Source organism: Streptomyces sp. NPDC093065 (assembly GCF_044754585.1).
In the GTDB taxonomy this organism is placed as follows: domain Bacteria; phylum Actinomycetota; class Actinomycetes; order Streptomycetales; family Streptomycetaceae; genus Streptomyces.
The window spans coordinates 474,554-490,179 of the sequence record NZ_JBIVPJ010000002.1 but is presented as its reverse complement, the minus strand read 5'-3'; the positions used below and the strand labels follow the sequence as shown (position 1 = coordinate 490,179).

Genomic DNA, 15,626 nt, shown 5'->3' with positions numbered 1-15,626 from the left:
ACCTTTCATGACTGCACAGGCCATTGTCAGTCCCCTGCGGTAGCTTCCGAAGTGCGAGGCGCGAAGACGCGCACGACGGGACGCCACAGGGGTGGGTGGACGATGACCAACGGCACCGTGACGACGGAGCTGGACTCCGCGCTGGAGAAGCACCGGCCCGAGCTGACGGGGTACTGCTACCGGATGCTCGGCTCCTCCTTCGAGGCCGAGGACGCGGTACAGGACACCCTGGTGCGCGCCTGGCGGAGCTACGACAAGTTCGAGGGCCGCTCCAGCCTGCGCTCCTGGCTGTACCGGATCGCGACCAACGTCTGCCTGGACATGCTGAGCGCGGGCAACAAGCGGGCGCGTCCGATGGACCTGACGGACTCGACGCCGCTCACCCAGGCCGCCCTGTCCCCCCGCCCCGACCACACCTGGCTGGAGCCGATGCCGGACGCCCGCGTGCTGCCGCAGACCGCCGACCCGGCCGAGGCCGCGGTCGCCAAGGAGTCCGTGCGGCTCGCCTTCATGGCCGCCCTGCAGCAGCTGCCGCCCAAGCAGCGGGCGGTGCTGATCCTGCGCGAGGTGCTGGCGTGGCGGGCGAGCGAGGTCGCCGAGCTGCTCGGCACCTCGGTCGCGTCCGTCAACAGCGCCCTGCAGCGCGCCCGCGCCACACTCGCCGAGCGCGAGGACCGCGGTGCCGACGCGGCGGTGTCCGACCCGCTGGACGAGGAGCAGCAGAAGCTTCTGGAGCGCTATGTCGCGGCCTTCGAGGGCTATGACATGACGGCGCTGACGGCGCTGCTGCACGAGGACGCGGTCATGACGATGCCGCCGTTCGACCTGTGGCTGGCCGGCCCGGCGGACATCACCGGCTTCATGACCACGCTCGGTGCCGCGTGCGCGGGCTCCCGGCTGCTGCGGGTGGAGGCCAACGGGCTGCCGGCCTTCGCGCACTACAAGCCGGACCCGGAGGCGGGCGGCTTCGCGCCGTGGGCGGTGCAGGTCCTGGAGATCTCAGAGGGCCGCATCACCGGGTTCCACTGCTTCCTCGACACCAAGCGGTGGTTCCCGCTGTTCGACCTGCCGCTCCGTCTCGAAGCGGAGGCCGACGAGGTCGAGTAGGGCGGGCAGGGCCGGATCGGGGTCGCGCAGCCGGATCCGGCCCCCGGCCCGCCGGGCGGTGAGCTCCAGGCGGGCCAGCAGGTCGACGACGGCGAGCCCCGGTGGCCCGAGCCCGCCGATGTCGCAGACGACCACCCCGGCCCGGGTGCTTGCCAGCAGCGCGCGCACCTCGTCGCAGAGCCGGCCCGTCTCCCCTCGGGAGACGGGCCCCGGCAGCACGAGTACGGCGGGTGTCACGGCGTCCACGTGCGGTAGACCCGGCGTCGCCCGGGAACTCATCGGTGCCGGGGCGGCCGGGGATCACATTGACCTGCGCGTGCCCTCCGGCAGAGGGTTCGCTGTATGCCCCACATATCCCGTCCCGCCTCCGCCGCGCCGCCCGGCACCCGCCTCCTCGTCCGGCGGGGGGTGCCGTGCAGGGGGTGCTGACCGGCTTCGCGGTCATCGCGGTCGTGATCGGTGTCGGCTATGTGCTCGGTCTGCGCGGCCATCTCGGCCCCCAGGGCCGCGAGGTGCTGACCAAGCTCGCCTTCCACGTGGCCTCCCCCGCCCTGCTGTTCACGACCCTCGCGACGGCCGACCTGTCGGTGGTCTTCTCCGCCCGGCTGCTGGTGACGGCGCTGTCCACGCTGGCGGTGGCCGGTGCGTTCGTCGCGGTGGGCGCCGTACGCCGCTGGGGCGTGGGCCGGACGACGATCGGCGCGCTCTGCTCCGGTTACGTCAACTCCGGCAACCTCGGCATCCCGATCGCCGTGTACGTCCTGGGCGACGCCTCGCTGGTGGCGCCGGTGCTGCTGTTCCAGCTGGTGCTGGTGACGCCGGTGGCGGTGACGATCCTGGACCTGTCGCGCGGGGGCGGGCAGGGCACCCTGTGGCGGCGGCTGCTGACGCCGCTGCGCAACCCGATAGCGCTGGGTTCGCTCGCCGGGGTGGCGGTCGCGGCGAGCGGCCTCGAGGTGCCCGACCCGGTCATGGACCCGGTGACGCTGATCGGCAACATGTCGGTCCCGGCGGTGCTGCTGGCCTTCGGCATCGGCCTGTCCGGCTCCACGATGCCGCTGCGGGGCGTGGAGCGGCGGCCCGTGCTGCTCGCGGTGACACTGAAGGCGGTGGGGCAGCCGGCGGTGGCCTGGGCGCTGGCGTCGGGGGTCTTCGGTCTGCGGGGCGCCCAACTGCTCGATGTGGTGGTGACGTCGGCGCTCCCGGCCGCGCAGAACCTGTACACGTACGCGTCGACCTACGGGGTCGGCGAGCGCCTGGCCCGCGACGCGATCCTGGTGTCCACGGTGGTGTCCGTGCCGGTGCTGGTGGGGGTGGCGGCGGTGCTCGGGTGAGTCAGGCCTCGGGGAACTCGCTGGTGTCGAGGGTCAGGTCGAAGGAGGCGGGGAGCGTCAGGGGGTCGCCGAACTTCGCCGCGCTCAGCACCCGGTAGACGTCACCCTTCGGTTCGCCGTACAGCGTCGCTGTGGGCCCGCCGGGGGCCCAGCGGTCGACGAGGAGATAGAGGGGGATTCCCGCGGTGGCGTAGGCGGCGGGCTTACTGATGCGGTCGTGCCGGGCGTTGGACTTGGAGGTGACCTCGACGACGAGTTCTGCCAGGGCGGCGGGGATGTGGGTGTCGGACTCCGTGTGGTCCGGCAGCTGCGTCACCACGAGATCCGGGATCAGCATCGCGAGGCGGGACGGCACCGAAAGCGCGAGAGTCTGATAGATCCCCCACTGCTCAGGGATCACCGCATACAGACGGCGCTGAATGCGATCAGTGATGTCGTTGTGAGGCAGTCCCGGAGCCGGTGACACGGTGATGATCCCCTCGATGATCTCCACCTTGCTGCCCTCGGGCCAATCCATCTCCTCCCAGAACCGGACGAGGTCGTCCCAGCTCTGGTCGGGCTCCTGGCTCACGGTGAGTGCGCTCATGGCGGTTCTCCCATCGGTGCGTCACCGGTCCCAGCATGCCGAACGGGACCGGCACAGGTCCACCGGTCCCGTTCACCCGAATGGGCTGTGACATCAGCGGCCTCCGGCCGCGGGCGCAGGTCAGGCGATGCGCTCCCGCACCACCGGCGAGGCGGTGAAGGCGGTACCCGCCGGGGCGACGTCGTACGCGCCCTCCACCGCCGCGAGCGCGTACTCGAAGCGGTCCGGGGTGTCCGTGTGGAGGGTCAGGAGGGGCTGGCCCGCGGTGACCGTGTCGCCGGGCTTGGCGTGGAGCTCGACGCCCGCGGCGGCCTGCACCGGGTCCTCCTTGCGGGCGCGGCCCGCGCCCAGGCGCCAGGCTGCGACGCCGACGTCGTAGGCGTCGAGGCGGGTCAGGACGCCGGAGGAGGCCGCCTTCACCACGTGCTGCTCCTTCGACGTGGGCAGGGCCGCGTCCGGGTCGCCGCCCTGGGCCGCGATCATGCGGCGCCAGACGTCCATGGCGGAGCCGTCGGCCAGCGCCTTCGCCGGGTCGGCGTCCTTCAGGCCCGCCGCGTCGAGCATCTCGCGGGCCAGGGCGAGGGTCAGCTCGACCACGTCGGAGGGGCCGCCGCCGGCCAGGACCTCGACCGACTCGCGGACCTCCAGGGCGTTGCCCGCGGTCAGGCCGAGGGGCGTGGCCATGTCGGTGAGGAGCGCGACCGTCCTGACGCCGTGGTCGGTGCCGAGGCCGACCATGGTGGAGGCCAGCTCGCGGGCGTCCTCGATCGTCTTCATGAAGGCGCCGGAGCCCACCTTCACGTCCAGGACCAGGGAGCCGGTGCCCTCGGCGATCTTCTTCGACATGATGGAGGACGCGATCAGCGGGATCGCCTCCACCGTGCCGGTGACGTCGCGCAGCGCGTACAGCTTCTTGTCGGCGGGCGCGAGCCCGTCGCCCGCCGCGCAGATCACCGCGCCGGTGGTGTCCAGGACGTCCAGCATCTCCTCGTTGGAGAGGAGGGCGCGCCAGCCCGGGATGGACTCCAGCTTGTCGAGCGTGCCGCCGGTGTGGCCGAGGCCCCGGCCGGAGAGCTGCGGGACGGCCGCGCCGCACGCCGCCACCAGGGGTGCCAGCGGCAGCGTGATCTTGTCGCCGACGCCGCCCGTGGAGTGCTTGTCGGCGGTCGGGCGGGACAGGGACGAGAAGTCCATGCGCTCGCCCGAGGCGATCATCGCGGCCGTCCAGCGGGCGATCTCGCCGCGGTTCATGCCGTTGAGCAGGATCGCCATCGCGAGCGACGCCATCTGCTCGTCGGCCACCTCGCCGCGCGTGTAGGCGTCGATGACCCAGTCGATCTGCTCGCCGCTGAGCTCGCCGCGGTCCCGCTTGGTGCGGATGACGGAGATGACGTCCATGGCCATGTCTGGCTCTTCCTAACGGTGGTGCGGGATTACTTCGTGAGGTGGTCGGGGCCGAAGGCCTGCGGGAGCATCCGGGACAGCGGGAGGACCCCCTCCGGGGTCTCAAGGAGCAGCTCCGGGCCGCCGAACTCGTACAGCAGCTGGCGGCAGCGGCCGCACGGGACGAGTACCTCGCCCTCGCCGTCGACGCAGACGAAGTGCGTCAGCCGGCCCCCGCCGGTCACCTGCAGCTGGGAGACGAGCCCGCACTCGGCGCACAGGCCGATGCCGTAGCTGGCGTTCTCCACGTTGCAGCCGGTGACCGTGCGGCCGTCGTCGACCAGGGCCGCGGCGCCCACGGCGTACCCGGAGTAGGGGGCGTACGCCCGGGACATGGCGTCCCGGGCCGCCGTGCGCAGCTCCTCCCAGTCGGGCCCGGTCACTTGCCCTGGCCCTTGCGGTACTGCATGCCGTCCGCCTTGGGCATCCGCAGCCGTTGCGCGGACAGGGCGAGGACGACGAGGGTGACGACGTACGGCGTGGCGGAGACGACCTGGCTGGGAACCTCGTTGGTGCCGGCGTACCAGGCGAAGACCAGGGCGCCGACGACGAAGGTGATCGCGGCCTTGACGTACTTCTTGCGGATCGCCAGCCAGATGGCGCCGGCGACCAGCAGCAGCGCGCCGAGCAGCAGCAGGGCGTGCACGTTGGCGGAGCCGCCGCGCAGGTTGAGGCTGTCGGTGTAGCCGAAGAGGCCGGCTCCGATGGCGAGGCCGCCCGGCATCCAGTTGCCGAAGATCATCGCCGCGAGGCCGATGTAGCCGCGGCCGCTGGTCTGGCCCTCCAGGTAGAAGGGGTTGGCCACGATGGAGAGGAAGACGCCGCCGAGGCCGGCCAGGCCGCCGGAGATGATCACGGCCAGGTACTTGTACTTGTACACGTTGACGCCGAGCGACTCGGCGGCGATCGGGTTCTCGCCGCAGGAGCGCAGGCGCAGGCCGAACGGGGTGCGCCACAGGATCCACCAGGTGGCGGGGATCAGGGCGACGGCGATCAGGGTGAGCCAGGAGACGTTCGTGACCAGGCCGCCGAGCAGCCCGGCGACGTCCGAGACGAAGAACCAGTGCCGGTCGTTGAGGCTGTCCAGCCAGCCGGACAGGCCCGGGATCGAGAAGTGGCCCAGGGAGTCGACCGGCGGGGACTGCTTGGCCGAGCCGCCCTGGTGGCCCTCGAAGGCGAGCGGGGCGAGGTAGCGGGTGGCGCCGAGGGCGAGGATGTTGATGGCCACACCGGAGACGATGTGGTTGACGTTGAAGGTGATCGTCACGATGGCGTGCAGCAGGCCGCCGAGGCAGCCGCCGGCGATGCCGACGAGAACGCCGGTCCACGGACCCCACTGGAAGCCGGCCCAGGCACCGAACCAGGTGCCGAGGATCATCATGCCCTCGAGGCCGATGTTGACGACGCCCGCGCGCTCGGCCCACAGACCGCCGAGACCGGCGAGGCCGATCGGCACGGCGAGCTGGAGCGCGGTGGACATCTGGCTGACGTTGGTGATGCCGTTGGCGCCCGTGATCAGGCGGACGATCGAGGTCAGCGCCAGGGCCCCGGCGATCACCAGGAGCAGCACGGGCCACGACATGCGGCGGCCGGTCGGTGCCCCGGGCTGCAGTGAGGGCTGGTTGACGTCGGTCGCTGTGGTCGGAGCGGTCATCGGCCGGCCACCTCCTGCTTCGAGTTGTCGGTGGCGCCGAGGACGTGACCGGCGGCCAGCTCCGCGCCGACCCGGCGCTGCTGGCGGCGCAGGCCCCACTCACGGACGGCCTCGTAGGAGACGACGACCGAGAGGACGATCAGGCCCTGCATGATGACCGCGATCTCCTTGTCGAAGCCGTGGTAGTCCAGCTCGGGCGATGCCTTGTCGAGCCAGGCCCACAGCAGGGCGGCGAAGGCGATGCCGACCGGGCTGTTGCGGCCGAGCAGGGCGATGCCGATGCCGAGGAAGCCGACCCCGGTGGGGAAGTTGAGGCTGTAGGTGTGGGTGTCGCCCATGAGGATCGGCAGGCCCGCGAGACCGGCCAGGGCGCCGGAGATGAGCATCGCGGTGAGCACCATGCGCTTGGGGTCGACGCCGCTGGCCGCCGCGGCGGACTCGGAGGCGCCGGAGGCGCGCAGGTCGAAGCCGAAGCGGGTGCGGTTGAGGACGACCCAGTAGCCGATGCCGAGGAGGACGGCGAGGACCAGCAGACCGTAGATCTCGCCGGCCGCGCCCATGTCGAAGCCGGGGATCCAGCCGGACTCGTGCATCTCGCCGGTGGTGCTGTTGTTGCCGACCTTGACGCCGAAGACGTCCGGCTTCCACATGTAGACGATGAGCGAGGTGGCGATCGCGTTGAGCATGATCGTCGCGACGACCTCGCTGACGCCGCGGGTCACCTTGAGGACACCGGCGATGCCGGACCAGAAGGCTCCGGTGAGGACGGCGGTCAGGAGCAGCAGCGGGACCTGGAGGACGGCCGGCAGGTTGGCGTGGGCACCGACGACCGCGGCCATCATGGCGGCGAGCTGGTACTGGCCGTCGACGCCGATGTTGAACAGGTTCATCCGGAAGCCGATGGCCACCGCGAGGGCCGCGATGTAGTACAGCGAGGCCTGGTTGACGATCAGGACCTGGATGTCGGAGAAACCGGCCTGCTCGAACATCAGGGCGAACGGTTCGACCGGGTTCTTGCCCGAGGCGATCAGGACGATCGCGCTGAGCACGAAGGCCACGGCGAGCGCGATGACCGGTCCGGCCACCGCGAGGAGCACGCGCTCCTTGTCGAACTTCTTCATCAGCGGGCCTCGTCTTCCGGAGACTCGGGGGACTCAGGGGCCTCGGGGGACTTGAGCGACTCGGACGGCTCGGACGGCTCTGGGGCGTCCGGGGACTCAGGGGACTTCGGGGACTTCGACACATCGGCCGGGCCGGCCGGGGCCCCGGGGGTCTCCTCGTCCTCCAGGTGTCCGGAGGCGGCGCCGGTCATCGCCGAGCCGAGTGCCTCGGGGGTGATGGTGGCCGGGTCGGCGTCGGCGACCAGCTTGCCGTCGTAGATCACGCGGAGGGTGTCGGACAGGCCGATCAGCTCGTCCAGGTCGGCGGAGATCAGCAGCACCGCGAGGCCCTCGCGGCGGGCCTCGCGGATGTGGTCCCAGATCGCGGCCTGCGCACCGACGTCCACACCGCGGGTGGGGTGGGCGGCGATCAGGAAGCGCGGATTGTGGCTCATCTCGCGGCCGACGATCAGCTTCTGCTGGTTGCCGCCGGACAGGGAGGCCGCCGTGACGTCGATGCCGGGGGTGCGGACGTCGTACGTCTCGACGATGCGGCGGGTGTCCTGCTGGGCGTTCTTGAGGTCCAGCCAGACGCCCTTGCTGTTGGGCTTCTCGGTGACGTGGCCGAGGATGCGGTTCTCCCAGAGGGGGGCCTCCAGGAGCAGGCCGTGGCGGTGGCGGTCCTCGGGGATGTAGCCGACGCCCTGCTCGCGGCGCTTGCGGGTGGGCAGCGCGGTGATGTCCTGGTCGAGGAAGCGGATGGTGCCGGAGTCGGCGTGGCGCAGGCCGATGAGCGCGTCGACCAGTTCGGTCTGGCCGTTGCCCTCGACGCCGGCGATGCCCAGTACCTCGCCGGCGTGGATGGTGAAGGAGATGTCGTCGAGCAGGGCCTTGCCGCCGGGCGCGGCCAGGCGCAGCGTGTCGACGGTGACGACCGCGCGGTCGGTGACCGTGGACTCCGCCGTCTCAGGGGTGGGCAGTTCGCTGCCGACCATCAGCTCGGCGAGCTGGCGGGGCGTGGTCTCGGCGGGCACGGCCGTACCGACCGTGGTGCCGCGGCGGATGACGGTGATCTCGTCGGCGACCGAGAGGACCTCGCCCAGCTTGTGGGAGATGAAGATGACGGACAGGCCCTCGGCCTTCAGCTCGCGCAGGTTGTCGAAGAGGGCGTCCACCTCCTGCGGCACCAGGACGGCCGTCGGCTCGTCGAGGATCAGCGTGCGGGCGCCGCGGTAGAGGACCTTGAGGATCTCCACGCGCTGGCGGGCGGCGACGCCGAGCTCCTCGACCAGCAGGTCGGGGCGCACGCCGAGGCCGTACCGCTCGGAGAGCTCCTTGATCTTGCGGCGGGCCCTGGAGCCGATGCCGTACAGCTTCTCGCTGCCGAGGACGACGTTCTCGAGGACCGTGAGGTTGTCGGCGAGCATGAAGTGCTGGTGGACCATGCCGATACCGCGCGCGATGGCGTCGGCGGGCGAGGAGAAGGAGACCTTCTCGCCGTCGACCGCGATGGTGCCCTCGTCCGGCTTCTGCATGCCGTAGAGGATCTTCATCAGCGTCGACTTGCCGGCGCCGTTCTCGCCGACGAGGGCGTGGACGGTGCCCTTGTGGACGGTGAGGTGGATGTCGTGGTTGGCCACGACTCCGGGGAATCGCTTGGTGATCCCGGCGAGTTCGACGGCGGTCACCTGTTCGTTGACCGCCGCTCCGGCCGGAGGGCTGCTGGACGCGTTGATGGCGCACTCTCCTGTGGACGGGGGCCGTCTACGCGCGTAGCGCCCCTACGGCATCTAAAAGCGGCGGCGCATCGACACGACGGGGTACGAGGAGGGCGACTCTCGGGCCGCCCTCCTCGTACCCCGCCGTGCGGCCGGGCCGGCGCGGTTACACGCTGTTCGAGGTGTTGCAGGTGCTACTCAGCCGTTCAGCTGCTCTTGACCTTGATCTCGCCGCTGATGATCTTCTCCTTGGCCGTCTTGATGGCTGCCTGGAGCTCGGCGTCGTCCGCGAACTTCGGGTTGGAGTCCGAGAGACCGACCTCGCCGGACTTCAGATCGCCCCGAACGATACCGGTCTCCGGCTTGCCGTCCTCGACCGACTTCGCAAGGCTGTACACGGCCTTGGCGACGTCCTTGGTGGCCGACGTCAGGATGGAGTCCTTGTACTTGGCGAGGGCTTCCTGCTTGTACTGGTCGGAGTCGACGCCGATCGCCCAGATCTTCGCCTTGGCGGCGGCCTCGATCACGCCCTGGCCGGACAGGCCGGCCGCCGCGTAGACGACGTCGGCCTTCTTCTCGATCTGGCCCTCGGCGGCGGTCTTGCCCTTGTCGGGGCTGGCGAAGCCGCCCTCCTCGGCGGTCTGGGTGAGGTACTGCGAGATCACCTTGACCTTGGGGTTGGTGTCCTTGACGCCCTGCTCGTAGCCGGCCTGGAACTTGTGGATCAGCGGATTGTCCACGCCGCCCACGAAGCCGACCGTCTTGGTCTTGCTGCTCTTGGCCGCGGCGACACCAGCGAGATAAGAGGCTTCCTCTTCATTGAAGACCAGGTCGGCGACATTCTTCGCCTCGATCGTGGCGTCGTCCACGATGCCGAAGGTGGTCTCCGGGTACTTCTCCGCAGCAGCCTTCAGCGGCGCCGCGTACGCATAGCCGACACCGATGACCGGGTTGTAGCCCTGCTTGGCCAGGGAGACGAGACGCTGCTCCTTGTCGGCGTTCGTCTCACCGTCGGTGGGCTCGACGTCGGCCGTCGCGTAGCCGAACTCCTTCTTGGCCTTCTCCAGACCGGCGTACGCGGCGTCGTTGAAGGACTGGTCGCCCTTGCCGCCGACGTCGTACGCGATGGCGAGGCCCTTGTCCCCCTTGGACTCCGAACCGGAGTCGGTCGAGGTACCACCGCAGGCGGCGAGGGCGAGGGCCAGGGAGGCGGTCGCTGCGCCTGCGACCGTGATCCGGGAAATCCGGCGCATGTCTGGTGCTCCTGTCGTACAAGCGCCGGGGACGGTTCGGCTGCGGCGCTGGCTTCGCCGCAGATTAACGCGCGTAGACCTGCCTGAAAACCCCTTCTGTCCACCTTGTTATCCGCCCGTGAGCAAGGACCCGCGAATGGCGGTACGGGGCTTGCCGGACGCGAACGGGAGGTGGCGGAGTGTGACGCCGAGGCGCCGTGGAGCGGGGCCCCACGGACCGGGGGCCGCGGGCATGCGGAAGCGGACGGGTGCCCGAGGACGCCCGTCCGCTTCGTCGGTTCTGCGCCGTGCCGTCCGGGTTACTCCGTCGCGACCTTGATGGAGCCGTCGACGATGCCCGCCTTGGCCTTCTCCACGGCCTCCTTGGCGCCCGGGACCTCGGCGAACTGCGGGTTGCTGTCGGACAGGCCCACGCCGTCGGACTTCAGGTCGAAGGTGTGGGTGCCGGTGAGCGGCTTGCCGTCCTCGACGGACTTGGCCAGGGCGAAGACCGCTCCGTCGATGTCCTTGAGGGCGGAGGTCAGGATGGAGTCCTTGTACGTGGCGAGGGCTTCCTGCTTGTACTGGTCGGAGTCGACGCCGATCGCCCAGATCTTCGCCTTGGCGGCGGCCTCGATCACCCCCTGGCCGGAGAGACCGGCCGCCGCGTACACGACGTCGGCCTTCTTCTCGATCTGGCCCTCGGCGGCGGCCTTGCCCTTGTCGGGGCTCGCGAAGCCGCCCTCCTCCGCGGTCTGCGTCAGGTACTGCGAGACGACCTTGACCTTCGGGTCGGTGTCCTTGACGCCCTGCTCGTAGCCGGCCTGGAACTTGTGGATCAGCGGAACGTTCACACCGCCCACGAAGCCGACCGTCCTGGTCTTGGTGGCCTTGGCGGCGGCGACACCGGCCAGGTAGGACGCCTCGTTCTCGGCGAAGACGAGGGACGCGACGTTCTTGCCCTCGACCACCGAGTCGACGATGCCGAAGGTGGTGTCCGGGTACTTGGCGGCGACGGCCGTCATCGCCGTGCCGTAGGCGAAGCCGACGCCGATGACGGGGTTGTAGCCCTGCTTCGCCAGCGAGGACAGCCGCTGCTCCTTGTCGGCGTCCGTCTCGCCGTCGGTGGGCTCGATGTCGGCGGTCTTGTAGCCGAACTCCTTCTCGGCCCGCTCCAGACCTCTGTACGCGGCGTCGTTGAAGGACTGGTCGCCCTTGCCGCCGACGTCGTACGCGATGGCGAGGCCCTTGTCGTCGCCGCCGTCGTCGCCGCCGTCGCTGCTGGTGCCGCCGCAGGCCGTGGCGGCGAGTGCGAGTGACGCGACCCCCACCGCGACACGGGTCAGTCTCGATATCCGACGCATCTGAAGTTCCCCATTCTCCAAAGCCCCGCAGCGGGCGCTCGGTTCGGCGCAGATTAACGCGCGTAGAAACTCCTGGGAACGGGGTTGCGCGGCGCCGTTATCCATTCGTGCCGCTGGCCGGATACCGCCGGTGCGGCTACTGCACCGCGTCGATGAGCGCCGCCGCGGTGAACATCTCCACGCCGACCGTGATGGCGTGCTCGTCCACGTCGAAGTCGCCCTGGTGGAGGTCGCGGACGGTGCGCTCACCGGGCGTGCGCACGCCGAGGCGGGCCATGGCGCCGGGCACGTGCTCCAGGTACCAGGAGAAGTCCTCGCCGCCGAGGCTCTGCTCGGTGCCCTCGACGGCGTCGGTGCCGCGCCGGGCGACCATGGCGGCCTGGAGCAGTTCGGTGCTGGTGACCTCGTTGACGACCGGGGGGACGCCGCGTACGTAGGTGATCTCGGACTTGGCCCGGTACAGGTTGGCGATCTCGTCGATGGCGCCCATCACCAGGTCGGGCGCCTGCCGCCAGGCGTCGAGGTCGAGGCAGCGTACGGTGCCGGCGAGTTCGGCGTGCTGCGGGATGACGTTCGGGGCGTGGCCGGACTCGATCCGCCCCCAGGTCAGGGCGAGCCCGCTGCGGCTGTCCACGCGCCGGGCGACGAGCGCGGGCACGTCGGTGGCGACGCGGGCGGCGGCGGTGACCAGGTCGGTGGTGAGGTGGGGGCGGGCGGTGTGGCCGCCGGGGCCGTTCAGGGCGATTTCCATGCGGTCGCAGGCGGAGGTGATGGGGCCGACCCTGAGCCCGATCCTCCCGGCGTCCACCCGGGGGTCGCAGTGCACGGCGAGGATGCGGCGCACCCCGTCGAGCACGCCGCCCTCGATGGCGTCGGCGGCGCCGCCGGGCAGCACCTCCTCGGCCGGCTGGAAGACAAGCCGCACGGGCCGGGGCAGCAGGCCCTGCTCGTGCAGGGCCGCGAGGACGAGGCCGGTGCCGAGGACGACGGTGGTGTGCACGTCGTGTCCGCAGGCGTGGGCGCGGTCGGGCACCTGCGAGCGGTAGGCGCAGTCGGTCTTGCTGTCCGGGATCGGCAGGGCGTCGATGTCGGCCCGCAGGGCGAGCATGCGCGGCCCGCCGGACCACTGTCCCGAGTCGGTGCCGGTGCCGATGTCGCAGACGAGCCCGGTGCCGATGGGCAGCACGCGCGGCTTGAGACCGGCCCGCTCCAGCCGTTCCTTGATCGCGGCGGTGGTGCGGAACTCCTGGTTGCCCAGCTCGGGATGCATGTGGAGGTCGCGGCGGAAGGCCACGAGCTCCGCGCGCAGCGCGTCCGGCAAGGTGCCGGGCAGCGCCGCTTCACCGGGAGTGTCGGCCTCGGACTCTGGGGACATCAACACGTTCACCCTTTGCAGCGTAGGGCGCCCGAGCGACCGGTGGACCCACGATCAACAAAAATTCAGCCCGTTAGGGGAAGAAAACTCGGCCGCCCTACGCATAGCCATCATCTCGCCTGGGTAAACTCGGCCGCCTTTCCGACCGAGCCGATCCTGAGGATCACCGGGAAGCGGCCCCGACCGCTCGGCGGCACCCGTCCTCTTCCTCACGGTTACCACGCGTGGCTCTCTCCACGCGCCCGAGTCCGCCGCGACCACCGGCGCACCACCGCGAGCACCCCCTGCGCGACGGCGAACGCGAAGAGCACCAGTCCGGCGACGACCAGCGGGTTCACCCAGCCGGGCACCAGTTCGGTGCCCGTGCCGTCCTCGGTCACGCAGCGCACGCTGACGGGGAGGGCCGCACGGGTCTGTACACGCCGAGCGCCGTCCCGCCGCCGAGGACCGCCAGCAGGGCGCACGTCGTCCCGCTCGGGCGGTGCCGTCCGGCGGCCGGCGCACCGGACCGGGCCCGCCGGGCGAGTGCCGCGGCGGCGCCCACGACGGCGAAGGGCGTCACCAGCGGGGCGAAGGTGAGGACCAGGAACAGAACGCTTGCCATACCTGTCCGGACAGCGGTGGGGCGGCGCCGGTTCCGGCGGCCGGGTGCTCCGGCCGGCTATCCGGTCCCCGCGACGGCCGACAGCCGGTGGACGTCCCGCGCGGAGCCCGTGACCCCGCTCAGGAATCCGCGGGCCCTCGGTGAGGCGGTCTCGGTGAGCCAGGCGGGGTCGACGTCGCAGACGGCGACGCGGACCTCGGTGCCGGCCAGGGCCAGCGGCAGGGTGTGGACGACGGTGGAGGGGAAGCTGAGGACGGTGCGGCCGATCGGACCGCGGCGGGCGATCAGCTCCAGGGGGAGGTCGGGGCGGACGATCTGCAGGCCCGTCTCCACGGCCAGCCGGTGGAGCTTCTCGGCGCCCTCCCGGCGGTGGGCGAAGTAGCGGGCCGCACCGTGGGTCTTCGCCAGGTCCCGTACGGCGGTCACGTAGCGGTCGGCGTCGACGACGCCGGTCTCCACCAGGGAGGTGCCGACCATGTCGGCGCCCTTGGTGATGCGGGGCGGGCCGAAGCGGTCCCTGGTCCAGGCGAAGTCGTTCGCGGTGACGGTGACGCCTTCGGGGACGTCCTCGATGGGCATGGAGGAGAAAACCGAGACCTGGCGGTCCGGGGTCGGGGTGAGGCGGTGGCGGGCGGACCGGGAGACGGGGGCGAAGAGCAGGTCGCGCGGGCCGGGGCGGCTGCCCTTGCGGTGCCAGCGCACCAGGCGCTCGCCGTGGGCCAGCTGGGTGACGAACTCCATCGTGGCCGTGCCGTCGTCGACGACGACCAGGTCATGGGCGCGAGTGATGGTGAGGAGCAGTTGTACGTAACGGGAGAACGGGTCGCCCAGCACGATCCGTTCCGCCTGGCGCAGCAGGGCCGTCAGGCCGCCGATCGTGCGGAAGGGGGCCGTGGCGCCGCCGCGCGCCTCCTCCCAGCGGATCTCGTGACCGTCCTTGCGGGCCAGTTCCGCCATGCGGCGCAGCTGGCCGCGGGTCATCGGGTCGACGGGTGAGAGGACCACGAGGGTGAGCTCCGCGCCGGGTGCGCGGGTGTGCGCCCACTCCAGCACGTTCAGCAGTTGTACCGGGCTCTCGACGAAGGCGAGAGTGCGGGGGCCGGCGTTCCCGGCGCGGGGGCTCATCGGTGGGGGACCGTCCCGTGGTGAGTGACTCGGTGGCCGGTGGTCAGACGGTGACGGGCTCGCCCGCGGCGGCGGCGATCTCCGCCTCGGCGACCACGCCGGGGACGCGGCGCAGCTTCTTCATCGGGCCCAGCTCGGAGTCGTAGACCTTCTTGACGCCGTCGCCGAGGGAGGCCTCGATGGTCCGGATGTCGCGCACCAGGCGGGTCAGGCCCTGCGGCTCGACGGAGGCGGCCTGGTCGGAGCCCCACATGGCGCGGTCGAGGGTGATGTGGCGCTCGACGAAGGCGGCGCCGAGGGCGACGGCGGCCAGCGTGGTCTGCAGGCCGGTCTCGTGGCCGGAGTAGCCGATCGGGACGTTCGGGTACTCCTGCTGGAGGGTGTTGATGACGCGGAGGTTCAGCTCCTCGGCCTGCGCCGGGTAGGTCGAGGTGGCGTGGCACATGAGGATGTTGTCGCTGCCGAGGACCTCGACCGCGTGGCGGATCTGCTTCGGGGTGGACATGCCGGTGGAGAGGATGACCGTCTTGCCCGTGGCGCGCAGGGCGCGCAGCAGTTCGTCGTCGGTCAGCGAGGCGGAGGCGACCTTGTGGGCGGGGACGTCGAACTTCTCCAGGAAGGCGACGGCCTCGGTGTCCCACGGGGAGGCGAACCAGTCGATGTTCTTGGTCCTGCAGTACTCGTCGATCTGCCGGTACTCGTCCTCGCCGAACTCCACGCGGTGGCGGTAGTCGATGTACGTCATCCGGCCCCAGGGGGTGTCGCGCTCGATGCCCCACTGGTCGCGCGGGGTGCAGATCTCGGGGGTGCGCTTCTGGAACTTGACGGCGTCGCAGCCGGCCTCGGCGGCGGCGTCGATCAGCCTGAAGGCGTTCTCCAGCTCGCCGTTGTGGTTGATGCCGATCTCGCCGGTGACGTAGACGGGGCGTCCGGGGCCGGCCTCGCGGGTGCCGAAGGTGCGGATGCGGGAGTTGGTGCTCATGG

16 protein-coding genes are annotated in these 15,626 nt (G+C 71.0%); 2 read left to right on the top strand and 14 right to left on the bottom strand.

The window, feature by feature from the left end; genetic code table 11:
- Positions 1 to 102: 102 nt before the first annotated feature.
- Positions 103 to 1,107, top strand: coding sequence for a sigma-70 family RNA polymerase sigma factor (locus ACIQFU_RS05135; protein WP_402549049.1), 1,005 nt, complete (start codon positions 103 to 105; stop codon positions 1,105 to 1,107).
- On the opposite strand, the gene ACIQFU_RS05130 is transcribed toward ACIQFU_RS05135, so the two are convergent.
- Positions 1,000 to 1,386 (bottom strand): STAS domain-containing protein, encoded by a 387-nt coding sequence (locus tag ACIQFU_RS05130; RefSeq protein WP_402549047.1) that lies wholly within the window; start codon positions 1,384 to 1,386, stop codon positions 1,000 to 1,002. The two genes, ACIQFU_RS05135 and ACIQFU_RS05130, sit on opposite strands and share 108 nt — an antisense overlap.
- Positions 1,387 to 1,520: 134 nt before the next feature.
- On the opposite strand from ACIQFU_RS05130, the gene ACIQFU_RS05125 reads away from it, so the two are divergent.
- Positions 1,521 to 2,441, top strand: a complete 921-nt coding sequence (locus ACIQFU_RS05125; protein ID WP_402549046.1) for an AEC family transporter — start codon at positions 1,521 to 1,523, stop codon at positions 2,439 to 2,441.
- A gap of 1 nt (position 2,442) precedes the next feature.
- On the opposite strand, the gene ACIQFU_RS05120 is transcribed toward ACIQFU_RS05125, so the two are convergent.
- From ACIQFU_RS05120 to ACIQFU_RS05060, 13 genes are all read right to left on the bottom strand, one after another.
- Positions 2,443 to 3,027: a Uma2 family endonuclease gene (locus ACIQFU_RS05120; protein ID WP_402549044.1), complete on the bottom strand. Its 585-nt coding sequence runs from the start codon at positions 3,025 to 3,027 to the stop codon at positions 2,443 to 2,445.
- Positions 3,028 to 3,147: 120 nt separating this feature from the next.
- Positions 3,148 to 4,425: a thymidine phosphorylase gene (locus tag ACIQFU_RS05115; RefSeq protein ID WP_402549260.1), complete on the bottom strand. Its 1,278-nt coding sequence runs from the start codon at positions 4,423 to 4,425 to the stop codon at positions 3,148 to 3,150.
- Positions 4,426 to 4,460: 35 nt separating this feature from the next.
- Positions 4,461 to 4,853, bottom strand: a complete 393-nt coding sequence (locus tag ACIQFU_RS05110; protein WP_402549043.1) for a cytidine deaminase — start codon at positions 4,851 to 4,853, stop codon at positions 4,461 to 4,463.
- Positions 4,850 to 6,124 carry an ABC transporter permease gene (locus ACIQFU_RS05105; RefSeq protein ID WP_402549042.1) on the bottom strand — a complete coding sequence of 425 codons (1,275 nt, stop codon included), beginning with the start codon at positions 6,122 to 6,124 and terminating at the stop codon, positions 4,850 to 4,852. Before ACIQFU_RS05105 ends, ACIQFU_RS05110 begins: the two co-directional genes overlap by 4 nt.
- Entirely contained in the window at positions 6,121 to 7,245 is a 1,125-nt protein-coding gene (locus ACIQFU_RS05100) for an ABC transporter permease (RefSeq protein ID WP_402549040.1), read from the bottom strand. Before ACIQFU_RS05100 ends, ACIQFU_RS05105 begins: the two co-directional genes overlap by 4 nt.
- The gene (locus tag ACIQFU_RS05095; protein WP_402549039.1) at positions 7,245 to 8,912 is read right to left on the bottom strand and encodes an ATP-binding cassette domain-containing protein; all 1,668 of its coding nucleotides are present in this window, start codon (positions 8,910 to 8,912) and stop codon (positions 7,245 to 7,247) included. Before ACIQFU_RS05095 ends, ACIQFU_RS05100 begins: the two co-directional genes overlap by 1 nt.
- A gap of 236 nt (positions 8,913 to 9,148) precedes the next feature.
- The gene (locus ACIQFU_RS05090) at positions 9,149 to 10,195 is read right to left on the bottom strand and encodes a BMP family protein (protein ID WP_402549037.1); all 1,047 of its coding nucleotides are present in this window, start codon (positions 10,193 to 10,195) and stop codon (positions 9,149 to 9,151) included.
- Positions 10,196 to 10,494: 299 nt separating this feature from the next.
- The gene (locus tag ACIQFU_RS05085) at positions 10,495 to 11,538 is read right to left on the bottom strand and encodes a BMP family protein (protein WP_402549036.1); all 1,044 of its coding nucleotides are present in this window, start codon (positions 11,536 to 11,538) and stop codon (positions 10,495 to 10,497) included.
- Positions 11,539 to 11,674: 136 nt separating this feature from the next.
- Entirely contained in the window at positions 11,675 to 12,913 is a 1,239-nt protein-coding gene (locus ACIQFU_RS05080) for a M20 family metallopeptidase (RefSeq protein ID WP_402549034.1), read from the bottom strand.
- Positions 12,914 to 13,128: 215 nt separating this feature from the next.
- Positions 13,129 to 13,293, bottom strand: coding sequence for a hypothetical protein (locus tag ACIQFU_RS05075; RefSeq protein WP_402549033.1), 165 nt, complete (start codon positions 13,291 to 13,293; stop codon positions 13,129 to 13,131).
- Entirely contained in the window at positions 13,290 to 13,517 is a 228-nt protein-coding gene (locus tag ACIQFU_RS05070; protein ID WP_402549032.1) for a hypothetical protein, read from the bottom strand. Before ACIQFU_RS05070 ends, ACIQFU_RS05075 begins: the two co-directional genes overlap by 4 nt.
- 57 nt (positions 13,518 to 13,574) lie before the next feature.
- Entirely contained in the window at positions 13,575 to 14,642 is a 1,068-nt protein-coding gene (locus ACIQFU_RS05065; protein ID WP_402549031.1) for a hypothetical protein, read from the bottom strand.
- 43 nt (positions 14,643 to 14,685) lie between these two features.
- Complete coding sequence (locus ACIQFU_RS05060; RefSeq protein ID WP_402549030.1) at positions 14,686 to 15,624, bottom strand: N-acetylneuraminate synthase family protein; 939 nt, start codon at positions 15,622 to 15,624, stop codon at positions 14,686 to 14,688.
- Positions 15,625 to 15,626: the final 2 nt, after the last annotated feature.